Here is a 17,470-nt window from a genome sequence, read left to right as displayed (position 1 = left end):
CAGCGGGGGCAGGGCGCATGACGCAACGGGAACAGGATTGCATGGGGTTCGCGCTGCTACTTTAGCCTTGGCGCCTTGCCGCCGTTGTCAGGCGTTGTCCTACGGCGCAACGGTGGCTTGCCCTGGCGGCCGCGGCATGCCAGTGATGGAGAGCGTAGAATCCGGGTCGCCAAGACCTGATCGAAGTCCCGAGTCCCGCCATGTCCGTGCAGATCCGCCCAGAAGCACCGTCCGACGCCGACGCCATTGCCCGGCTGACCACCGCCGCCTTCCTGACGGCGCCGCATACCAGCCACACCGAGGCGTTCGTGGTCAATGCGCTGCGCCGCGCCGGCCGGCTGACGGTCTCGCTGGTGGCACAGGCAGGCGATGAACTGGTGGGACACGTGGCGATTTCGCCGGTTACGGTCTCATCCGGCGCGACCGGCTGGTACGGACTGGGCCCGATCTCGGTGGCGCCGGACCTGCAGGGGCAGGGCATTGGCTCGCAACTGATGCGCGCGTCGCTGGACCAGCTGCGCCGCCTTGGCGCCGCCGGCTGCGTGGTGCTGGGCGATCCCGGCTACTACGGCCGCTTCGGCTTTGCCGCGCGGCCCGGGCTGGTGCTGGACGGCGTGCCACCCGAGTACTTCCAGGCACTGGCGTTCGACGGCGGCTATCCGGCGGGCAGCGTGCAATACCACGACGCCTTCAACGCCACCGCCTGACGGGCGGGCGCTCAGAGCTCCAGCACCAGCCGGCCGCCGCCACAGGCGCGCGAGCAGCACGCCATCATGCGCTGGTTGGCCTCGCGCTCGCTGCGCGTGAGCACCACGTCGCGATGGTCGACCTGGCCGGCCAGCACGCGCACCTCGCAGGACCCGCACAGGCCTTCCTCGCAATCGCTCTGCACATCGATATTGGCGCCGCGCAGCGCGCTCAGCAGGGTCTGGCCGGCCGGGACTTCCATGACCAGGCCGGAGTCCTTCAGCTCGACGGAAAAGGGCAGTTCCTTCGACGCATCCAGCGTGCCCAGCTTCGATACGAAGTGCTCCACTCGCAGCGCATCTTCCGGCCACGCCGCGCAGCTCTCGGTCAGCGCATCCAGCATGCGCTGCGGGCCGCAGGCGTAGATCTGGGTGCGCGGGTCCGGCCGCGCCAGCAGCTTGCCGAAGTCGGCGCGCTGGCCTTCATCGCTGGCGTGGACGTGCAGCCGCGCACCGTGCAGGGCCTGCAGTTCATCCAGCATCGCCATCGCCTGGCGCGAACGGCCGCAGTAGTGGAATTCGTAGTCGATGCCAAGCGCACGGGCGCGCCGCGCCATCGCGCTGACCGGCGTGATGCCGATGCCGCCGGCGATAAAGATCGCGCGTCCGCAGCCTTCATCGAAGCGGAAGTGATTGCGCGGCCCGCGGATGCGCAGGCGGTCGCCGGCCTGGACGCTGCCATGCACCCAGGCCGAGCCGCCGCGGCTGTCGGGGTCGCGCAGCACGGCAATTTCCAGCGCCCCGGTGTCGTCCGGATCGCCGCACAGCGAATACTGGCGCGACAGCCCGGTATCGCCGCATTCCACGTCGATATGCGAGCCCGGCGCCCAGCGCGGCAGCGGCTTGCCGTCAGGCGCCGCCAGCCGCAGCCGGACCACGCCGTCGGCGGCGGGCGTGACGCGCTCGACCACCACCGTGCGGGCGATGGTGTGCGCGGACGGTTCGCCGATGCGCACCGGCTGGTGCACCTCGAGCAGGGCCGGGTCGCGGCGCTCGGGGTTCTGCGCGGGGTCCCATTCCACCAGCAGGTGCTCAGGGCCGCGGAACGAGGTGTTGGGCACATAGGTGAAGGTCTGCTCGGCCAGGCGCATATGCGGCAGCCGGCGTGTCAGCTCCTCCAGGAAGACCTGCATCTCCATGCGCGCCAGGTTCTTGCCCATGCACTGGTGCGAGCCGTAGCCAAAGGTCAGCTGTTCGCTGGCGTTGTCGCGGCGGATATCGAACAGGTCGGCATCGGCGAAATGGCGCTCGTCATGGTTTGCCGAAGACGTGACGATCAGCAGCTTGCTGCCCGCCGGCAGGCGGATGCCGCCGACCTCGGCGTCGCGCGTCACCAGCCGCCGCCATGCGGCGACGGAGCCGTTGTGGCGCAGGCATTCTTCCACCGCGTTGGGGATCAGCGATGGGTCGTCGCAGATCTCGCGCCATGCATCCGGATGCTGCAGCAGCAGCTTGATGGCATTGGCCGAGGCGTTGGCGGTGGTCTCGTGCGCGGCAACGATGCCGGCCATCATCATCGAATGCAGGTAGGAGTCGGTGACGACATCGGGCAGTTCTTTCTGCTTGCGCAGGCCGTACTGCATCCAGCCCGGGCCGGACGGGTCCTCGCGCATCTTGTCCAGGATGCGGCCCGCCAGCTGCCAGAAATTGCCCACGGCATGCGCCACCGCCACCTGTTCCTCCGGCTTCGGCCGGCCCCAGGTGTTGACGGTATGGGCGATGGAGTACTGGCGCAGCAGGTCCATGTCCTCTTCGGGCACGCCCAGGAAATGCAGGGCCACGGTCAGCGGCACTTCCCACAGCATCTGGTCGACCAGGTCGGCGCGGCCATCGTCGATAAAGCGGTCGACATACTCGCGCGCCAGGCGGCGCACCAGCGGCTCATGGTGCGCCAGTTCCGCAGGCGTGAAGGGCGCCATCAGCGCGCGCCGGCGCGGCATGTGGGCGGGCTCGTCCTCGTTGACCAGCGTGCGGTTCATGGCATAGCCGTAGGAGGCCAGCACGGCATTGGCCTCGTCGCCGGTGGGCGTGATCTTCTCCAGCGCGATTGACGGGCTGAAGGTCAGGTTGTCGCGGAAGATCGCCTTGATGTCTTCATAGCGCGTGACCACCCAGTAGCCCAGCCTGGGGCTGTAGAACACCGGCTCCTGCTCGCGCGACCAGCGCACGTATTCGGGCGGATCCTGCTGGTAGCCGTCGCCGAAGGGATCGAATTGCGCCGCGTTGTGGCTGACCGGGCAGCCGTTGGGCGCGGTCAAGGCGCTGTGGTCGATCGGGCAGCCGCTGCGCGCGGCGCTGGGGGAGGGGTTGGCCATGCTGCGTACTCCTGGCGAAAAACAGGGCCGTCCGGTCAGGGCCGGACGGCCATTCGGTGTTGCGGCCGGACTCAATTGTCCAGCGTGATCTTCAGGTCGCGGATCAGCTTGGTCCAGCGGGTGGACTCGCTGCGCAGCAGCTCGCTGAACTGAACCGGCGAGTTGCCGACCGGCTCAACGCCGAAGTCCACCAGCCGCTTGTTGACAGCGGGCTCGCGGATTGCCGCGACCACATCCTTGTTCAGCGTGTTGACCACCTCCGGCGGCGTGCCGGCCGGCACCACCATGCCCACCAGCGCGGCGGCTTCCACGCGCGGGTAGCCCAGTTCGGCAAAGGTCGGCACGTCGGGCAGCTGCGGCAGCCGGGTGGCATTGGCCACCGCCAGCGGCCGGACCTTGCCGCCCTTGATAAAGCCGGCGCCGGCAGCGTAGTCCACCATCATCGCCACCACCTGTCCGGCGGCCACGTCCGACAGCGCCGGCGCGGCGCCGCGGTAGGGGGCATGCGTCATCGACAGGCCGGCTTCCACCTTCAGCAGCTCCATCGCCAGGTGGTGCGGGCTGCCCGCGCCGGCCGAGCCGTAATTGATGCCGCCCTGGGTGGCCTTGGTCTGGGCGATGAATTCCTTGGCGCTCTTGACCGGGCTGGCCGCGCCGACCACCAGGATCATCGGGAAGCGGCCCAGCAGCGTCACCGGAGCCAGGTCCTTGCCAGGGTTGTAGGAGAGCGATTTGTACAGCACCGGGTTGAACACCAGCGTGCCGTTGTCGGCCGACAGCACGGTATAGCCGTCGGCGGCCGAGCGCGCCGTCTCGGCCGCGCCGATGGCGGTATTGCCGCCCGGCTTGTTGTCCACCACCACCGGCTGGCCGACCTTGGCCGACAGCCCCTGGCCGATGGTGCGCGCCAGGAAGTCCGAGCCGCCGCCGGCGGCGTAGGGGACGATCCAGCGGATCGGCTTGGCAGGGTAGGCGTCGGCGGCATGCGCGGGGGCGGCGGCCAGCATCGGCAGGGCCAGCGCGCCAATGGCCAGGCGCTTGAAGTTGAGGCGGGGCATGGGGGCTTGTCTCCTTGTTGGTCAGCCCGGTGTACGGCACCGGTGTTTCTATTTCGCGTAAATCATATACGCATTGCGTAATGATTGAATGCGGGTTAACCTTGAACTGTCCTGCAGCGGCCGCATGGCTTGATCCGCCTTCCATGTGATGACCGCTCACCGTTTGCCGGATCTTCCCGCCATGCCCCGACCGAAAGCTGCCCAACCTCCGATCGAACCCGCCGACGCGCCCCGCACGCGCGAACGCCGCCAGCGCGTGCAATCGGCGGTCACCGGCATGGCCGTGCTCAAGGGACTGGCCCGGCTGGGCGGACGCGCCAGCCTGACCGCGCTGGCCGCGTATATCGACGAAAGCCCGGCCAAGGTGCACCGCTACCTGGTCAGCCTGGTGGAAGAGGGGCTGGTGGCGCAGGAGACGGGCACGCAGCAATACCACCTGGGCTTCGAGGCGCTGCAGATCGGCATGGCGGCGATGCGCCAGGCCGACCCGATCCGGCTGGCCGAAGCCTCGCTGGTACGCCTGCGTGAAGCGCTGGAGGTGACCTGCTTTGTCGCGGTGATGGGCAACAAGGGGCCGACCATCATGCGCTTTGAGGAACCGGGTTTGCCGGTGACGGTGAATGTGCGCGCGGGCTCGGTGATGCCATTGCTGTGGTCGGCCACCGGGCGCGTGTTCCTGGGCCTGCTCGATGAAAAGCGCGTGCATGCCCAGGCCGAGGAGGAACTGGCCGCGGCAAGTCCGGCGCGGCTGGCGTTGCTCGATGGCAAAGACCCCATCGGCGCGCTGCGCCGCGCGGTGCAGGCCGACGACTGCGCCTGGGTGCGCGACACCAACCTGACCGGCATCAGCGCCGTGGCGGCGCCGGTGCGCGACTACACCGGGCGCGTCTGCGCGGTGCTGACGGCGCTGGGCGCCACCGGCGGCTTTGATCCCGCCATCGACGGGCCCATCGGCAGCGCCGTGCGGCGCGAGGCGCGCGCGGTCAGCACGGCGCTGGGGTTCAACCCCGGGGCCTGATCCGATCGCTCAGCGGGTGAAGCCGCCATCGGCCAGCAGCGAACGGCCGTAGCCAGCGCTACTGTGTTGCCGGCCTGACCGGACGCAGGCTCGTACAAGCGATGACCGAGATTGCGCTCGATTTCCTGTTCAGATCAGCAGTCTGGCGGAGGCGCAGCGGAATTTTACGAATCCGGGCCAATCCTCCTTATGCCACCTCGCGCAGCGCGGTTTCGCGCGGCATGGCGGCATCGCCAACGTGCCGCACCGACGGATACCCCGCCGCAAACACCAGCCTCCCGCCAGACCAGGTATGCGTGACCATCGGCTGGCCTGCCACGCCGGACACGGCGATCACGTCCGCGCGCAGCCCCGGCGCCAGGCGCCCGCGGTCGTCCAGCAGGCAGGCGTCGGCCGGATTGACGGTGACCAGCGCCAGCGCCTGGTTCAGCGGCAGGTCGGCCAGGCGCGCGGCGGCATACGCGGCGGCGATCAGCGTGGACGGCTGGTAGTCCGAGCACAGGATGGTGCCCACGCCGGCGTGAATGGCGTCGATGGCGCGCATCGAGCCGCTCTGGCTCTTGCCGCGCAGCACGTTGGGCGCGCCCAGGATGGTCGGCAGCGCCTGGGAGCACGCGGCTTGCGCGGTTTCCAGGTTGATCGGGAACTCGCTCATGCGCACGCCCAGCGCGCGCATGGCGGCGATGCGCTGCGGCGAATCGTCGTCATGGCTGGCGGTGGGGATGCCCAGCGCATGCGCCCTGGCCACCAGCCGGTTGACACGCTCATGCGCGCCTTCCAGCGCGGCGGCCTTCTTGTCGGCCGCATCGGCGGCTTGCTCGCGGCTCATGCCGTGGTTGCCCATCATGTAGGCCAGGTAGGCATCCATGGTCTTGAACTGGCCCTGGCCCGGCGAGTGGTCCATCACGGACAGCAGGTCGACCACGCCCTCGGCCATCAGGGATTCCAGCACCGGCACGGCGCTGGAATCGGTGACTTCGTAGCGGCAATGGATGCGGTTGTCGACCAGGCTGTGGCGGCGATACGCGGCCAGGGTGCGCACCAGCGTGGCCGCGGTATCGACATTGCGCACGCCGAACTGGTTGCCCGCGAACGACAGCGCGTGGTACGGCGTGGTGATGCCGGCCGCGGCGTTGCGGCGGTCGACCTGAGCCACGGCAAAGTCCAGTGGGAACAGCACGCTGGCACGCGGTTCGACTTCCTTCTCGATGGCGTCGCAATGCACGTCGACCAGGCCCGGCATCACGGAGTGGCCATGCAGGTCGATCACGGTGGCGTGGGCGGGGACCGCTGCGGGTGCCGGTTCGATGGCGGCGATGCGACCATCTTCGATCAGCAGCGCGCTGTCGTGCAGCACGCGGTCCGGCAGCACCAGGGTGGCGTGCGTCAGGTAGGTAGCAGACATGTCCGGCTCCGTTCTGGGATCAAATCAGGCAAGGGCGCTAGCGGGTTGCAGCGGCAGCAGGCGCGTGGCCACGGCATCGCGCACGGCTTCATCGTGGAAGATGCCGATCAGCGCGCGGCCTTCGGCCAGGGCTTCGCGGATCAGCTCGACCACCACGGCGCGGTTGTCGGCGTCCAGCGAGGCGGTGGGCTCGTCCAGCAGCAGGATCGGGTGGCCGCCGATCAGCCCGCGCGCGATGTTCACGCGCTGCTGCTCGCCGCCGGAGAAAGTGGCCGGCGGCAGGTCCCACAGCCGGCGCGGCAGGTTCAGCCGTGCCAGCAGTTCTGCCGCGCGGGCGCGGGCCTCCTCATGGCTGGCGCCGCGCTGCTGCAGCGGATCGGCCACCACGTCGAGCGCGCCGACGCGCGGAATCGCGCGCAGGAACTGGCTGACATAGCCGATCACGTCGCGGCGCAACTTCAGCACGCGTTGTTCTGGGGCGTGGGTCAGCTCGACCCACGGCTCGCCCTCGGCGCTGGTATCGCGCAGGCGGATGCTGCCTTCGGTGGCCAGGTAGTTGCCGTACAGGCAGCGCAGCAGCGTGCTCTTGCCGGTGCCGGAGGGCCCGGACAGCACCAGGCATTCGCCGCGGGTGGCATCGAAATCCATCGCGCGCAGCACCGGCAGGCGGATGCCGCCCTGGTTGTGCAGCGTAAACATCTTGCCGAGGCCGCGGACCTCGACCAGTTTCTGGGGGTGGTGTTCTGCGTGCATCGTCGTCAGCCCTGCAGGATGGAAGAGACCAGCAACTGCGTGTACGGGTGCTGCGGGTCGTCGAGGATCTGGTCGGTCAGGCCTTGCTCCACCACGCGGCCGCCTTGCATGACCAGCGTGCGGTGCGCGAGCAGGCGCGCCACGGCCAGGTCGTGCGTGACCAGCACGGCGGCGAGGCCCAGGTCCGCCACCAGGCGGCGCAGCAGGTCTAGCAGGCGGGCCTGCACCGACACGTCCAGCGATGCGGTGGGCTCGTCCATGAACACCAGGCGCGGGTGCGTGACCAGGTTGCGCGCGATCTGCAAACGCTGCTGCATGCCGCCGGAGAAGGTGCCGGGCACGTCGTCCAGCCGGGCCAGGTCGATCTCCATCTTCTCCAGCCAGGTGCCGGCGACCTCGCGCAGGTTGCCGTAGTGGCGCTCGCCCACGGCCATCAGGCGCTCGGCGATATTGGCGCCGGCGCTGACCTGCATGCGCAGGCCGTCGCGCGCATGCTGGCGCACGAAGCCCCAGTCGGTGCGGGCCAGCAGCCGCAGGCGCGCGCTGGACAGCGTGGCCAGGTCGGTCAGGCCGGACTCGCGCATGTCGTAGCTGACGCTGCCGCGCTGCGCCGGCGCCTGCATCGACAAGGCCTGCAGCAACGTACTCTTGCCGGAGCCCGATTCGCCCACCACGCACAGCACCTCGCCCGGGTACAGGTCGAAGCTGACGTCATGGCAGCCGTGCAGGCCGTCCCAGGTGCGCGTCAGGTTGCGCACCGACAGCAGCGGGGTGGCGCTCATCGGGCACCTCCGGCAGCGGCCTTGACGGCCTGGGCCGCCTGGCGGTCGGCGCAGTATTCGGTGTCGGAGCACACGAACAGTCGCGTGCCGGCGTCATCGGTGATGATCTCGTCCAGGTAGCTGTCGGCAGCGCCGCACTGGGCGCAGCAGCTGGACCACTTTTCCACCGTGAAGGGATGGTCGGCGAAGTCCAGGCTCCTGACCGCGGTGTACGGCGGCACGGCATAGACGCGCTTCTCGCGCCCGGCGCCGAACAGCATCAGCGCGGGGCTGCGGTCGAGCTTGGGATTGTCGAACTTGGGGATCGGCGACGGCCGCATCATGTAGCGCTGGTTGACGATCACGGGGTAGTCGTAGGTGGTGGCGATATGGCCGTGATGCGCGATGTCCTCATACAGCTTGACGTGCATCGCGCCGTACTCGGCCAGTGCGTGCATGGTGCGGGTCTCGCCCTCGCTCGGCTCCAGCCAGCGTAGCGGCTCGGGGATCGGCACCTGGAACACCATGGTCTGGCCCGCGTGCAACGGCGTTTCCGGAATCCGGTGACGGGTCTGGATGATGCTGGCCTCGGCGGTGCGCTCGGTGGTCTGCACGCCGGTGACGCGGCCGAAGAAGCGGCGGATATTGATGGCGTTGGTGGTGTCGTCCGAGCCCTGGTCGATCACCTTGAGCACATCATCCTTGCCGATGATCGCGGCCGTCACCTGGATGCCGCCCGTGCCCCAGCCATAGGGCAGCGGCATTTCGCGGCTGCCGAAGGGTACCTGGTAGCCGGGAATCGCCACGGCCTTGAGCAGCGCGCGGCGCAGCATCCGCTTGGTCGACTCGTCCAGGTAGCCGAAGTTGTAGTGGTCATCGCGGGCAATGCCCGTTGCCATGGTGGTGTCGGGGGTGGTCATGCCAGCGTCTCCTCTTGCGGTTGCGCCTGCACGGTAGCGGTCACGGCGCCATCCTGTTCCGCACGCAGCCGGCGCAGCAGTTCGAGGTTGGCCTGGAAGTCCACGTAGTGGGGCAGCTTCAGGTGCTGCACGAAGCCGGAGGCCTCGACGTTGTCGCTGTGGTACAGCATGAATTCGATATCGTTGGCCGGGGCGTCGGCGGCCTCGCCCAGTTCTTCGGCGCGCATGGCGCGGTCAGCCAGCGCCATCGACATGGCCTTGCGCTCGTTGTAGCCGAACACCAGCCCGTAGCCGCGCGTGAAGCGCGGGGCTTCGTCGGCATTGCCGGCGAACTGGCTCACCATCTGGCATTCGGTCAGCTCGATCTCGCCGATGGTGACGGCGAAGCCAAGCTCTTCCACGAACAGTTCGACCTCGGCCGCGCCGTAGCGGATCTCGGCCGCGAACGGGTGCGAGTTGCCGTAGCCGCGCTGGGTGGAATAGCCCATCGACAGCAGGAAACCCTCATCGGCGCGCGCCAGGTTCTGCAAGCGCGCGGCGCGGTTGGCGGGGAAGCTCAGCGGCTCGCGCGTCAGGTCGGGCGGCGTGGGGTCGCCCGCGGGAATCTGGTCGGCTTCGACCAGTTCATCCGCTTCCAGCAGGCCGGTCACGCGCGGCATGCTGGCGGCGAGGGGTTCGGGCGAGGGCGGCAGCGGCTCGGGGTCGCGGCCGGCTTCGAGCGTGAAATCCAGCAGGCGCTGGGTGTAGTCGTAGGTCGGCCCCAGCACCTGGCCGCCCGGCACGTCCTTGAACGTGGACGAGATCCGGCGCTGCAGGCGCATCGCGCCGGTATCCACCGGCTGGGTATAGCCGAAGCGCGCCAGCGTGGTGCGATAGGCGCGCAGCAGGAAGATCGCCTCGATCTGGTCACCGGCGGCCTGTTTCAGGGCCAGCGCGGCCAGGTGCGGGTCGTACAGCGAGCCCTCGGCCATCACGCGCGACACCGCCAGCGGCATCTGTTCGCGGATCTGCGCCAGCGTGAGTTCCGGCACCGCGGTATCGCCGCGGCGGTAGGCATCGAGCATCCGGTAGGAATTGAGGATGGCGCGCTCGCCACCTTTGACGGCTACATACATGTCAGTCCTCCACCAGCGTGGTGCGCGTCAGCGCGCAGAATCGGTCGCCGCTGGCCAGCAGCAGGTCCACGCCGAGCGGGAAGCCGGCGTTGTTGGCGCGCCAGCCGGCGCGGAAGTCCGCGGGCAGCCCCGCCACGCGCAGCACCTGCGTGGTTTCGATGCCGGGGCCGCGCAGCGTGAGGGTGTCGCCTTCGGCAAGCGAGGCCACCTCCACCAGCAGCGTGGCCGAGCGGTCGGGGAAGGCCGGGTCGCCTTGCGCGCAATCCGCCAGTGCCGGTACGGCATAGCCGGCGGGCACGCAGACAAAGGCGGCGGTGCCGACATCGTCGGTCAGCGGGCAGCCGCAATGGAAGCGCAGGAACGCGCGCGCCGCGGCGGGCACGCCGGCAGGCAGCCAGACCGGGGTATCGGGATCGGCCAGCGTCAGCAGCAGCGCCGCCAGCGCGGGCGACAGGCCGCCGGGCAGGCCGCTGGCCACGGGCAGCGTCTGCAGCCGGCCCGGATGGGCAAACGCCTGCAGCGCGGCGCGGAAGACCTGCTGGGCGTCGTCGACCGGGTTGTTGAAACCCGGCAGCAGCGAGGCGGCCGGGGCGGACAGGATCGGTTGCATGGCAGTCATTTCAGTCCTCTCCCCGGACCATGGTGAAGAACTCGACGCGGGTCTGGGCGACGGTGGCTGCTGCGTGTGCGGCGCGCTGCGCCTGCGTGCTTGCCAACGGCGCCAGCACGAACTCCTGCACGCGCTGGTGCCAGGCCGGGCGTTGCAGCAGCGCGTCCAGCACCGCGGCCTGTTCGGCGTGGCGGGCGCTGCGGCCCTGGATATAGGCCACGCCTGCAGCGGCCCCGGCAGCGCCGTCTTCCAGCACGACCGCGCAGCGCGTGACCGTGATTTCCCCCAGGTTGAACTGGGCACCGGTACCGCCTGCGCGGGCCCGGACCATGGCCATGCCGGACTCCGGCTTGCGCAGCAGCCGGTAGGCCGGCAGCGCTTGCGCCTCGCCAAGCCGCTGGTAAGCGCCGTCGAGCGCGTCGGCGGGCGCCGTCGCCAGGATCCGGAGCCAGGCGGCGCGGGCGGCATGGGCCTGCGCGGTTTCGCTTTGCATCATCACCCCTATACGTCTATACGTTTAGATGTCACTGCTTGAACACGCAGCTACTAGACCACAGGCAGATGAACGTTTCATGACGGGGCGGGGCATTGCTCGGGCACCCCGCCATCGCGGCGCGGTTGAGGCACAATCGCATGGCAATGGTGAACGCTTGATGACAAGAGGGCAGCGCGAGATGTCTGATCGAGAAGTGGAACGGGGTTCCGGCGTGGCGGTATGGCGCCAGATTGGCGAGGCGCTGGCGGACGACATCCGCAAGAAGCTGTACCTGCCCGGCGAACAGCTGCCCCCTGAGCCTGAACTGGCCACGCGCTTCGCGGTCAACCGCCACACCATCCGCCGCGCCATGGGCGAGCTGGAGTTGAGCGGCCTGGTGCGGATCGAGCAGGGCCGCGGCACCTTCGTGCAGGAGCATGCGATCGACTACGCGATCGGACGCCGCACGCGCTTCTCGCAAAACCTGGCCGCGCAGGGCATGCGCGGACATGCCGAGATCATCGACAGCCAGGTGGTGCGCGCGCCGGAAGTGGCAAAGCAACTGGGCCTGGCGCGCACGGCGGAGATCCTGCACGTGCAGATGATCGGCAAGGCCGAAGAGCGCACCATTGACGTTGCCGAGCATTACTTTGACCTCAAGCGCTTCCCGGGCATCGACGAGGTGCTGCGCGCCAGGCAATCGGTATCGCGCGCGCTGGCGCATTTCGGCATTGCCGACTACACGCGCAAGTGGTCGCGCATCACGGCGGCCATGCCCAGCGCCCCGGTGGCGCGCCTGCTGAACCAGCCGAAGACGCGCCCGGTGCTGCAGGTGGAGGCGCTGAACGTTGATATCGACGGGGCGCCGGTGCAGTACAGCGTGGTGCGGTTTGCGGGGGACTGGGTGCAGCTGACGGTTTCCGACAGTGATTGAGGCGGAGCGACGTGGCATTGGTCTAGACATCCGGCTGTCATCTGCCTGCGCTAAGGTGTCTGCGGTCCAGACCACAAAACCAGGGCAGACGCCGCCGCCGGGCGCCGGGCGCCGCTGGTAACCTTGCCGCATGACCTTGCCAGCGCACCGTTACGCCATCTACCTGGCGCCCTCAGATCCGTTCCGCACGTTTGGCAGCCAGTGGCTCGGCCGCGACGCCGATACCGGCGCCCGACGAATGGGTCAAGGCCCCGGCGCGCTACGGCCTGCATGCCACGCTGAAGCCGCCGTTCCGGCTTGTGCAGGGCAGCAACGGGCCGATGCTCGACGCCGCTGCGCGTGACTTCGCGCGTGGCCGCGAGGCATTCGACGCACCGCTGGCGCTGTGTGCGCTGCGGGGTTTTGTGGCATGGTGCCTGGCCGATGGCGGATCGCCACCGATGCAGGCGCTGGCCGATGCCTGCGTACTGGCATTCGAGCGCTTCCGCGCGCCGCCTACGGCCGAAGAACTCGGCCGGCGCAAACCGGACCAGTTGACCGACGAAGAGCGCCGCATGCTCGACGCATGGGGCTACCCGTATGTATTCGGTACCTTCGTCTTCCATATCACGCTGACTGGCATGCTTGATACTACCGGCCAGCGCGCCGCCCTCGAGCGCCTGGGGGCCGCGAGCGGCAAGCTGCTGCAGGCGCCGCTTCATGTGGACGGGATCAGCGTATTCGTGCAGCCGGAGCCGGGCGACGACTTTATCGTTGCCCGCCACTACGGATTCAACGGCAGCACCACCGACGGCGCCGGCGCGGCGTACCTGGACGCATGAACGCACATGGCGCGGCCGACGGACACGGCCTGTTCTACCTGATGGGGCCGTCCGGCAGCGGCAAGGACTCGCTGCTGCGCGCGCTGCGCGAACGCCTCGGGCCGGACCACCGCATCGTCATCGCGCATCGCTATATCACCCGCGAGGCCGATGCCAACGAGGCCTCCGTTGCGCTGACCACGGATGAGTTCCGGCGCCGCCAGGCGCTCGGCTGCCTGGCGCTGGACTGGCACAGCCACGGGCTCCATTACGGCATCGGCATCGAGATCGAGCAGTGGCTGGCCAGGGGGCTGACGGTGATCGTCAATGGCTCGCGCGAGTACCTGCCCCAAGCCGTGGCGCGCTACCCGAAGCTGTGCGCGGTGCATGTGCGCGTCCCGCCGGAGGTGCTGGCCACGCGGCTGCGCCAGCGTGGCCGCGAGTCGGAAGAAGCGATTGCCCGGCGCCTGGCGCGCGCGGCGCAGGCCTTCACCGTGCCGGCAGGGTGCCGCCTGGTCGAGTTCGACAATAGCGGCGCCCTGGAAACCGCGGCGGAGGCGTTCGCGCGGCTGGTTGGGGCTACCTCCGATAGCGCAACATTAAGCTGATAAGGCCGTGCCGAAGCGAAGCTTCCGGCACGGCCTTGCCATCAGAGTTCGATGCTGAAACTGATGCCGTGCTCGGTGAACCCGAGCCGGCGATAGAACTGGTGGGCCTGCAGGCGCCGCGCGTTGGACGACAGCACCAGCTTGGCCGCCCCGGCCTCGCGGGCCAGGCGCATCGCTTCGCGCATCATCGCCTTGCCGACGCCCCTGCCGCGCGCGGACGGCGCCACCACCACGGCCTCGACAATGGCCTCGGGACGCCCGTCGTGGACCATCACGGGAAATACCAGCAGGCTGAAGGTGCCCAGCGGCACCTCGTCCTCGTCCACCATCATGTAGCAGCGGTAGTCCGGATAGCGGCGCATGGTCGCGTAGCGCTCGCGCATGGTGGCCAGCGGCAGCGGCGCTTCATCGTCCATCGCGGCCAGCAGCGCGGACAGGTGCCGCAGTTCCGCATCGGAACCGCGCACTTCACGCAGGGTAAGCACGGCTTCAGCGATGGTGTTCATGCGCCAGTCCGCGCGCAACGCGCGGCCATGTCCAGGTAGTGCGCCAGCCGCGGCGTGGCCAGGCCGACCACCTTGGCCAGGTCGTCGTAGCGGCGCAGGCGCACCGCGGCAGCGGCGTGGCGGCTGGCGGTGAACGCTTCGGCCTGTGCGGCGCCGAACGGACCGCCTTGCAGCGCCAGGCTTTGCGCTGAAGCCGGTGACAAGGTGGCGAAGTACGCCGGATCGGCCGCGCACAGATAGCGCTTGGCCGCTACGTGCAGCCGCACGGGTTCTGTCACTTCGTCACCGAACAGTTCTGCCAGCGCATCGGCGGCGGCCTCCTGGTGGCGCATGTCGGTGGTGGTGCTTTCGGCCAGCAGCAGGTGGCCAACGTCGTGGAGCAGGGCCGCGACGATCAGCGGCTCGGGCTCGCCGGCCTGCTCGGCCAGTTGCGCGCACTGCAGCGCGTGCGCGGTCTGGCTGATGGCTTCGCCGCCGTACCAGGCATTGCCATGGTCGGCAAACAGCGTTTCGATGCGGGACAGGTTCAGCATGATGTCAGACCAGTACCTTGCGGATTTGTGCGGAGATGATGTCGATGGCCGAGACGAACAGGATGATGATGATCATCACGGCACAGGTCTGCCCATACTGGAAGCTGCGGATGATCTCCCACAGCACGGTGCCGATGCCGCCGGCGCCGACGATGCCAACCACCGAGGCCGAGCGCACGTTGGACTCGAAGCGGTACAGCGCGAACGACAGCCACAGCGGCAGCACTTGCGGAATCACTCCATAGACGATCTCCTCGATCGGGCCGGCGCCGGTGGCGCGCACGCCTTCCACCGGGCGCGGGTCGATGGCCTCGACGGCTTCGGCGAACAGCTTGGCCAGCACGCCGGTGGTGTGGATCCAGATCGCCAGCACGCCGGCAAACGGGCCCAGACCGACGGCCACGATGAACAGCATGGCGAACACCATCTCATTGATGGCGCGGCAAGCGTCCATGATGCGGCGTGCGGGCTGGTAGGCCCACGCCGGGACGATATTGGCCGAGCACAGCAGGCCCAGCGGCACCGCCATCACCACGGCCAGGGCGGTGCCCCACAGCGCGATCTGCACGGTGACGAGCATCTCGTCCAGGTAGTGCCGCCAGTCGCGGAAATCGGGCGGGAAGAAATCGGCGGCAAATTTCGCCATATTGTCCGAGTCGCGCAGCAGGTCCAGCGGGCGCATGTCGGCCCCCTGCCAGGACAGGGCGAGCATGGCCAGCAGGACTGCCCAGGTCAGCATCACGGCAAGGGAAGTGCGCGGCGGGCGCACGTTGCTTTGGGGCGTGGGAGGCAGGCCGGGCCTGGCGGTGACAGTCATGGGGAATCCGGAATCAAGCGGGGAACGAAAGCGATGCGGGGCCGGCGGCGGGGGGCCGCCGGCCTCGTCGGGATGGGCTTATTGCGTGCTGATGGCGTTGCCGGCGGCCTTGTCCAGCTCGGCCAGGCGGCGGGTCACCTCGGCCAGCCGCTTTTCCTTGTCGGCAGCGGCCAGGGTGGTGTCCGATTCGATCTTCGCCTTTTCGCGGGCCAGTTCGATCTGGCGGATCGGCACCAGCTGCGCATCGCTGGCGGTGCGGAAGCCCTGGTAGGTCAGGGTGGCCAGCACCTGCTTTTCACGGGCGGCGTCTGCGCCCTTGCCGTAGTTGGCGAAGAAGGCCTGGATCTTCTTCTTCACCTCCGGCGGCAGGTCCTTGCGATAGACCATCGGATCGGCCGGGATCAGCGGCGACTTCCACAGCACCCGCACCTGGTCATAGGCGTTCTTGCCGGTGTTGATGCGATAGCGCTCCATGTTCTCGGTGTTGTTCACCGCCACATCGACCTGCTTGTTCAGCACCGACAGCAGGTTGGTCTCGTGGTTGCCGATGCGCACGGCCTTGAACAGCGTCTTGGGCTCGACCTTGTTGGCGGTCCACAGGTAGAAGCCCGGCACGGCCGTGCCCGAGGTGGAATTGGGGTCGCCGGCGCCGTAGCTGAGGTCCTTGCCGCGCTTGATCACGTCTTCGACGCTCTTCAGGTCGCTGTCCTTGTTGACGATCAGCACCGACCAGTAGCCCGGGTTGCCGTCCTTGTCGATCACCGAGGCAAAGACCTCGCCGTTGGCACGGTCCACGGCCTCCATGGCCGACTTGTTGCCGAACCAGGCGATCTGCACCTTGTTGAAGCGCATGCCCTCGATGATGCCGGCGTAGTCGGACGCAAAGAAGGGCTTGACGGGTACACCCAGCGTCTTGCTGAGATCGTCGATCAGCGGCTGCCAGGCGGACTTCAGGTTCGACGACGATTCGGTCGAGATAAAGCCGATGTTCAGGCTCTTGGCGTCCTGCGCGAAGGCGGGCAGGGCGACCACGCCCGAAGCCACGACGGCGAGAAAGGTTCTGCGAAGCATGGACAACTCCGGTGGGAAGCGGTTTTGGGATAAAGCGGTGTGGACAGGCGGCCGTTCAGGCGGCCGCCAGGTTCATCGTGACCATTGCCGGTGCCGGCATGGCCGCAGTGGATACGTCTTCGTCGGGCACGGAATCGAGCAGCAGCTCGTCGGCTTCGGTGCCGTAGAGATCGCGCAGCATGCCGGGCGTGAGCGCGGCTGAGGGGCCGTCATAGACCACCTTGCCGTGGCGCAGCGCCACCACGCGGGGGCAGTAGCGCATCGCCACGTCCACCTGGTGCAGCGACACCAGCACCGCGACCTTGCGCGTGCGGTTGATCTGCCTGAGCAGCGACATCACCCGGCGCGACGATTCCGGGTCGAGCGAGGCGATCGGCTCGTCGGCCAGGATCACGCTGGCGTTCTGCACCAGCGTGCGGGCGATGGCGGCGCGCTGCTGCTGGCCGCCCGACAGCGTCGAGGCCCGTTGAAACGCATAGTCGTCTATACCAACTTGCGCAAGCGCATCGAGCCCGCCCTGGACTTCATCGGCCTTGAAGATGCGCAGCAGGCTGCGCCACTTGGGCACACGGGCCAGCATGCCGACCAGCACGTTGGTGATGACCGGAAGACGGCCCACCAGGTTGAACTGCTGGAACACAAACCCGATCTCGCCACGCACCTTGCGCACGCTGCGGGCCAGGCGGCCGTTGCGCTGCACATGGCGGCCGTTGACGAGGATTTCGCCGGCGCCGGCATCGCCCGTGATGAATCCGGCCACGTGGCGCAACAGCGTGGACTTGCCCGATCCCGATGCACCCAGCAGGGCGACCATCTCGCCTGGCGCGATGTGCAGCGTGACATCGTCAAGCGCCTTGCGGTCCGCGCGGAACGATTTGGAAAGCCCGCGGACTTCAATTGCGTGCGTCATGTCGACTCCCTGACGTGAATGACCTGCGCATTCTGGCCGGGGCGGATGACAGAACGATGACTTGAGCGGAAGGGGGGCTGAAACTGGTTGGCGGGGGGGGGGGGGGGGGGGGGGG

At 68.6% G+C, this 17,470-nt stretch carries 18 protein-coding genes and 1 pseudogene; 5 read left to right on the top strand and 14 right to left on the bottom strand.

Annotation, left to right across the window (positions count from 1 at the left end):
- The first annotated feature begins 200 nt into the window (after nt 1-200).
- Nucleotides 201-707 (top strand): GNAT family N-acetyltransferase, encoded by a 507-nt coding sequence (locus tag AC3WQZ_RS30685; protein WP_492301841.1) that lies wholly within the window; start codon nt 201-203, stop codon nt 705-707.
- An 11-nt stretch (nt 708-718) separates the two neighbouring features.
- Here the strand turns inward: AC3WQZ_RS30685 and AC3WQZ_RS30680 are convergent, their stop codons facing one another.
- Nucleotides 719-3,061 (bottom strand): cytochrome P450/oxidoreductase, encoded by a 2,343-nt coding sequence (locus tag AC3WQZ_RS30680; RefSeq protein WP_492301840.1) that lies wholly within the window; start codon nt 3,059-3,061, stop codon nt 719-721.
- A gap of 71 nt (nt 3,062-3,132) precedes the next feature.
- Entirely contained in the window at nt 3,133-4,119 is a 987-nt protein-coding gene (locus tag AC3WQZ_RS30675) for a Bug family tripartite tricarboxylate transporter substrate binding protein (protein ID WP_492301838.1), read from the bottom strand.
- Between the two features lie 181 nt (nt 4,120-4,300).
- On the opposite strand from AC3WQZ_RS30675, the gene AC3WQZ_RS30670 reads away from it, so the two are divergent.
- Nucleotides 4,301-5,137, top strand: coding sequence for an IclR family transcriptional regulator (locus AC3WQZ_RS30670; RefSeq protein ID WP_492301837.1), 837 nt, complete (start codon nt 4,301-4,303; stop codon nt 5,135-5,137).
- A gap of 187 nt (nt 5,138-5,324) precedes the next feature.
- Here the strand turns inward: AC3WQZ_RS30670 and AC3WQZ_RS30665 are convergent, their stop codons facing one another.
- From AC3WQZ_RS30665 to phnG, 7 genes are read right to left on the bottom strand one after another with little or no spacing between them, the layout of a single operon-like run.
- Complete coding sequence (locus AC3WQZ_RS30665; RefSeq protein ID WP_492301835.1) at nt 5,325-6,542, bottom strand: alpha-D-ribose 1-methylphosphonate 5-triphosphate diphosphatase; 1,218 nt, start codon at nt 6,540-6,542, stop codon at nt 5,325-5,327.
- Nucleotides 6,543-6,566: 24 nt separating this feature from the next.
- Nucleotides 6,567-7,295, bottom strand: a complete 729-nt coding sequence (phnL, locus tag AC3WQZ_RS30660) for a phosphonate C-P lyase system protein PhnL (protein WP_010809372.1) — start codon at nt 7,293-7,295, stop codon at nt 6,567-6,569.
- Nucleotides 7,296-7,300: 5 nt separating this feature from the next.
- A complete protein-coding gene (phnK, locus tag AC3WQZ_RS30655; RefSeq protein WP_010809371.1) occupies nt 7,301-8,077 on the bottom strand; it encodes a phosphonate C-P lyase system protein PhnK in 777 nt (258 codons plus the stop codon).
- On the bottom strand, nt 8,074-8,976 hold the full coding sequence (locus AC3WQZ_RS30650; protein WP_011617124.1) for an alpha-D-ribose 1-methylphosphonate 5-phosphate C-P-lyase PhnJ: 903 nt from the start codon (nt 8,974-8,976) through the stop codon (nt 8,074-8,076). The genes phnK and AC3WQZ_RS30650 overlap by 4 nt, the downstream gene beginning before the upstream one ends.
- Nucleotides 8,973-10,091, bottom strand: coding sequence for a carbon-phosphorus lyase complex subunit (locus tag AC3WQZ_RS30645; RefSeq protein ID WP_439672715.1), 1,119 nt, complete (start codon nt 10,089-10,091; stop codon nt 8,973-8,975). Before AC3WQZ_RS30645 ends, AC3WQZ_RS30650 begins: the two co-directional genes overlap by 4 nt.
- Nucleotide 10,092: 1 nt before the next feature.
- Complete coding sequence (gene phnH / locus AC3WQZ_RS30640) at nt 10,093-10,710, bottom strand: phosphonate C-P lyase system protein PhnH (RefSeq protein WP_010809368.1); 618 nt, start codon at nt 10,708-10,710, stop codon at nt 10,093-10,095.
- Nucleotide 10,711: 1 nt separating this feature from the next.
- Complete coding sequence (phnG, locus tag AC3WQZ_RS30635; RefSeq protein WP_492301834.1) at nt 10,712-11,197, bottom strand: phosphonate C-P lyase system protein PhnG; 486 nt, start codon at nt 11,195-11,197, stop codon at nt 10,712-10,714.
- A gap of 178 nt (nt 11,198-11,375) precedes the next feature.
- Here phnG and phnF point away from each other — a divergent pair, with 178 nt between their 5' ends.
- The 3 genes and pseudogenes from phnF to phnN all read left to right on the top strand — a co-directional run bounded on the left by phnF (nt 11,376) and on the right by phnN (nt 13,518).
- On the top strand, nt 11,376-12,110 hold the full coding sequence (gene phnF / locus AC3WQZ_RS30630; RefSeq protein WP_011617126.1) for a phosphonate metabolism transcriptional regulator PhnF: 735 nt from the start codon (nt 11,376-11,378) through the stop codon (nt 12,108-12,110).
- 130 nt (nt 12,111-12,240) lie between these two features.
- A pseudogene (locus tag AC3WQZ_RS30625) lies at nt 12,241-12,931 on the top strand (DUF1045 domain-containing protein).
- On the top strand, nt 12,928-13,518 hold the full coding sequence (phnN, locus tag AC3WQZ_RS30620; RefSeq protein WP_492301832.1) for a phosphonate metabolism protein/1,5-bisphosphokinase (PRPP-forming) PhnN: 591 nt from the start codon (nt 12,928-12,930) through the stop codon (nt 13,516-13,518). The pseudogene AC3WQZ_RS30625 and the gene phnN overlap by 4 nt, the downstream one beginning before the upstream one ends.
- Before the next feature lie 41 nt (nt 13,519-13,559).
- Here the strand turns inward: phnN and AC3WQZ_RS30615 are convergent, their stop codons facing one another.
- The 5 genes from AC3WQZ_RS30615 to phnC all read right to left on the bottom strand — a co-directional run bounded on the left by AC3WQZ_RS30615 (nt 13,560) and on the right by phnC (nt 17,355).
- Nucleotides 13,560-14,024 carry a GNAT family N-acetyltransferase gene (locus AC3WQZ_RS30615; RefSeq protein WP_011617128.1) on the bottom strand — a complete coding sequence of 155 codons (465 nt, stop codon included), beginning with the start codon at nt 14,022-14,024 and terminating at the stop codon, nt 13,560-13,562.
- Nucleotides 14,021-14,557 (bottom strand): phosphonate degradation HD-domain oxygenase, encoded by a 537-nt coding sequence (locus AC3WQZ_RS30610; RefSeq protein ID WP_010809362.1) that lies wholly within the window; start codon nt 14,555-14,557, stop codon nt 14,021-14,023. Before AC3WQZ_RS30610 ends, AC3WQZ_RS30615 begins: the two co-directional genes overlap by 4 nt.
- A 4-nt stretch (nt 14,558-14,561) precedes the next feature.
- Complete coding sequence (gene phnE / locus AC3WQZ_RS30605; RefSeq protein WP_010809361.1) at nt 14,562-15,374, bottom strand: phosphonate ABC transporter, permease protein PhnE; 813 nt, start codon at nt 15,372-15,374, stop codon at nt 14,562-14,564.
- Between the two features lie 78 nt (nt 15,375-15,452).
- Complete coding sequence (phnD, locus tag AC3WQZ_RS30600) at nt 15,453-16,445, bottom strand: phosphonate ABC transporter substrate-binding protein (RefSeq protein WP_010809360.1); 993 nt, start codon at nt 16,443-16,445, stop codon at nt 15,453-15,455.
- Nucleotides 16,446-16,500: 55 nt separating this feature from the next.
- Complete coding sequence (gene phnC, locus AC3WQZ_RS30595; RefSeq protein ID WP_492301831.1) at nt 16,501-17,355, bottom strand: phosphonate ABC transporter ATP-binding protein; 855 nt, start codon at nt 17,353-17,355, stop codon at nt 16,501-16,503.
- Nucleotides 17,356-17,470 lie beyond the last annotated feature (115 nt).

The sequence above is a fragment of the Cupriavidus sp. FW305-26 genome, assembly GCF_058787975.1.
Note: the sequence above shows the minus strand (reverse complement) of the source record. Positions and strands in the feature narration are given on the sequence as shown.

What these genes read in the sequence shown, in the direction of transcription:
- AC3WQZ_RS30685 (WP_492301841.1), top strand. Translation starts at nt 201, where the DNA reads ATGTCCGTGCAGATCCGCCCAGAAGCACCGTCCGACGCCGACGCCATT.
- AC3WQZ_RS30680 (WP_492301840.1), bottom strand. Translation starts at nt 3,061, where the DNA reads ATGGCCAACCCCTCCCCCAGCGCCGCGCGCAGCGGCTGCCCGATCGAC.
- AC3WQZ_RS30675 (WP_492301838.1), bottom strand. Translation starts at nt 4,119, where the DNA reads ATGCCCCGCCTCAACTTCAAGCGCCTGGCCATTGGCGCGCTGGCCCTG.
- AC3WQZ_RS30670 (WP_492301837.1), top strand. Translation starts at nt 4,301, where the DNA reads ATGCCCCGACCGAAAGCTGCCCAACCTCCGATCGAACCCGCCGACGCG.
- AC3WQZ_RS30665 (WP_492301835.1), bottom strand. Translation starts at nt 6,542, where the DNA reads ATGTCTGCTACCTACCTGACGCACGCCACCCTGGTGCTGCCGGACCGC.
- phnL (WP_010809372.1), bottom strand. Translation starts at nt 7,295, where the DNA reads ATGCACGCAGAACACCACCCCCAGAAACTGGTCGAGGTCCGCGGCCTC.
- phnK (WP_010809371.1), bottom strand. Translation starts at nt 8,077, where the DNA reads ATGAGCGCCACCCCGCTGCTGTCGGTGCGCAACCTGACGCGCACCTGG.
- AC3WQZ_RS30650 (WP_011617124.1), bottom strand. Translation starts at nt 8,976, where the DNA reads ATGACCACCCCCGACACCACCATGGCAACGGGCATTGCCCGCGATGAC.
- AC3WQZ_RS30645 (WP_439672715.1), bottom strand. Translation starts at nt 10,091, where the DNA reads ATGTATGTAGCCGTCAAAGGTGGCGAGCGCGCCATCCTCAATTCCTAC.
- phnH (WP_010809368.1), bottom strand. Translation starts at nt 10,710, where the DNA reads ATGACTGCCATGCAACCGATCCTGTCCGCCCCGGCCGCCTCGCTGCTG.
- phnG (WP_492301834.1), bottom strand. Translation starts at nt 11,197, where the DNA reads ATGATGCAAAGCGAAACCGCGCAGGCCCATGCCGCCCGCGCCGCCTGG.
- phnF (WP_011617126.1), top strand. Translation starts at nt 11,376, where the DNA reads ATGTCTGATCGAGAAGTGGAACGGGGTTCCGGCGTGGCGGTATGGCGC.
- phnN (WP_492301832.1), top strand. Translation starts at nt 12,928, where the DNA reads ATGAACGCACATGGCGCGGCCGACGGACACGGCCTGTTCTACCTGATG.
- AC3WQZ_RS30615 (WP_011617128.1), bottom strand. Translation starts at nt 14,024, where the DNA reads ATGAACACCATCGCTGAAGCCGTGCTTACCCTGCGTGAAGTGCGCGGT.
- AC3WQZ_RS30610 (WP_010809362.1), bottom strand. Translation starts at nt 14,557, where the DNA reads ATGCTGAACCTGTCCCGCATCGAAACGCTGTTTGCCGACCATGGCAAT.
- phnE (WP_010809361.1), bottom strand. Translation starts at nt 15,374, where the DNA reads ATGACTGTCACCGCCAGGCCCGGCCTGCCTCCCACGCCCCAAAGCAAC.
- phnD (WP_010809360.1), bottom strand. Translation starts at nt 16,445, where the DNA reads ATGCTTCGCAGAACCTTTCTCGCCGTCGTGGCTTCGGGCGTGGTCGCC.
- phnC (WP_492301831.1), bottom strand. Translation starts at nt 17,355, where the DNA reads ATGACGCACGCAATTGAAGTCCGCGGGCTTTCCAAATCGTTCCGCGCG.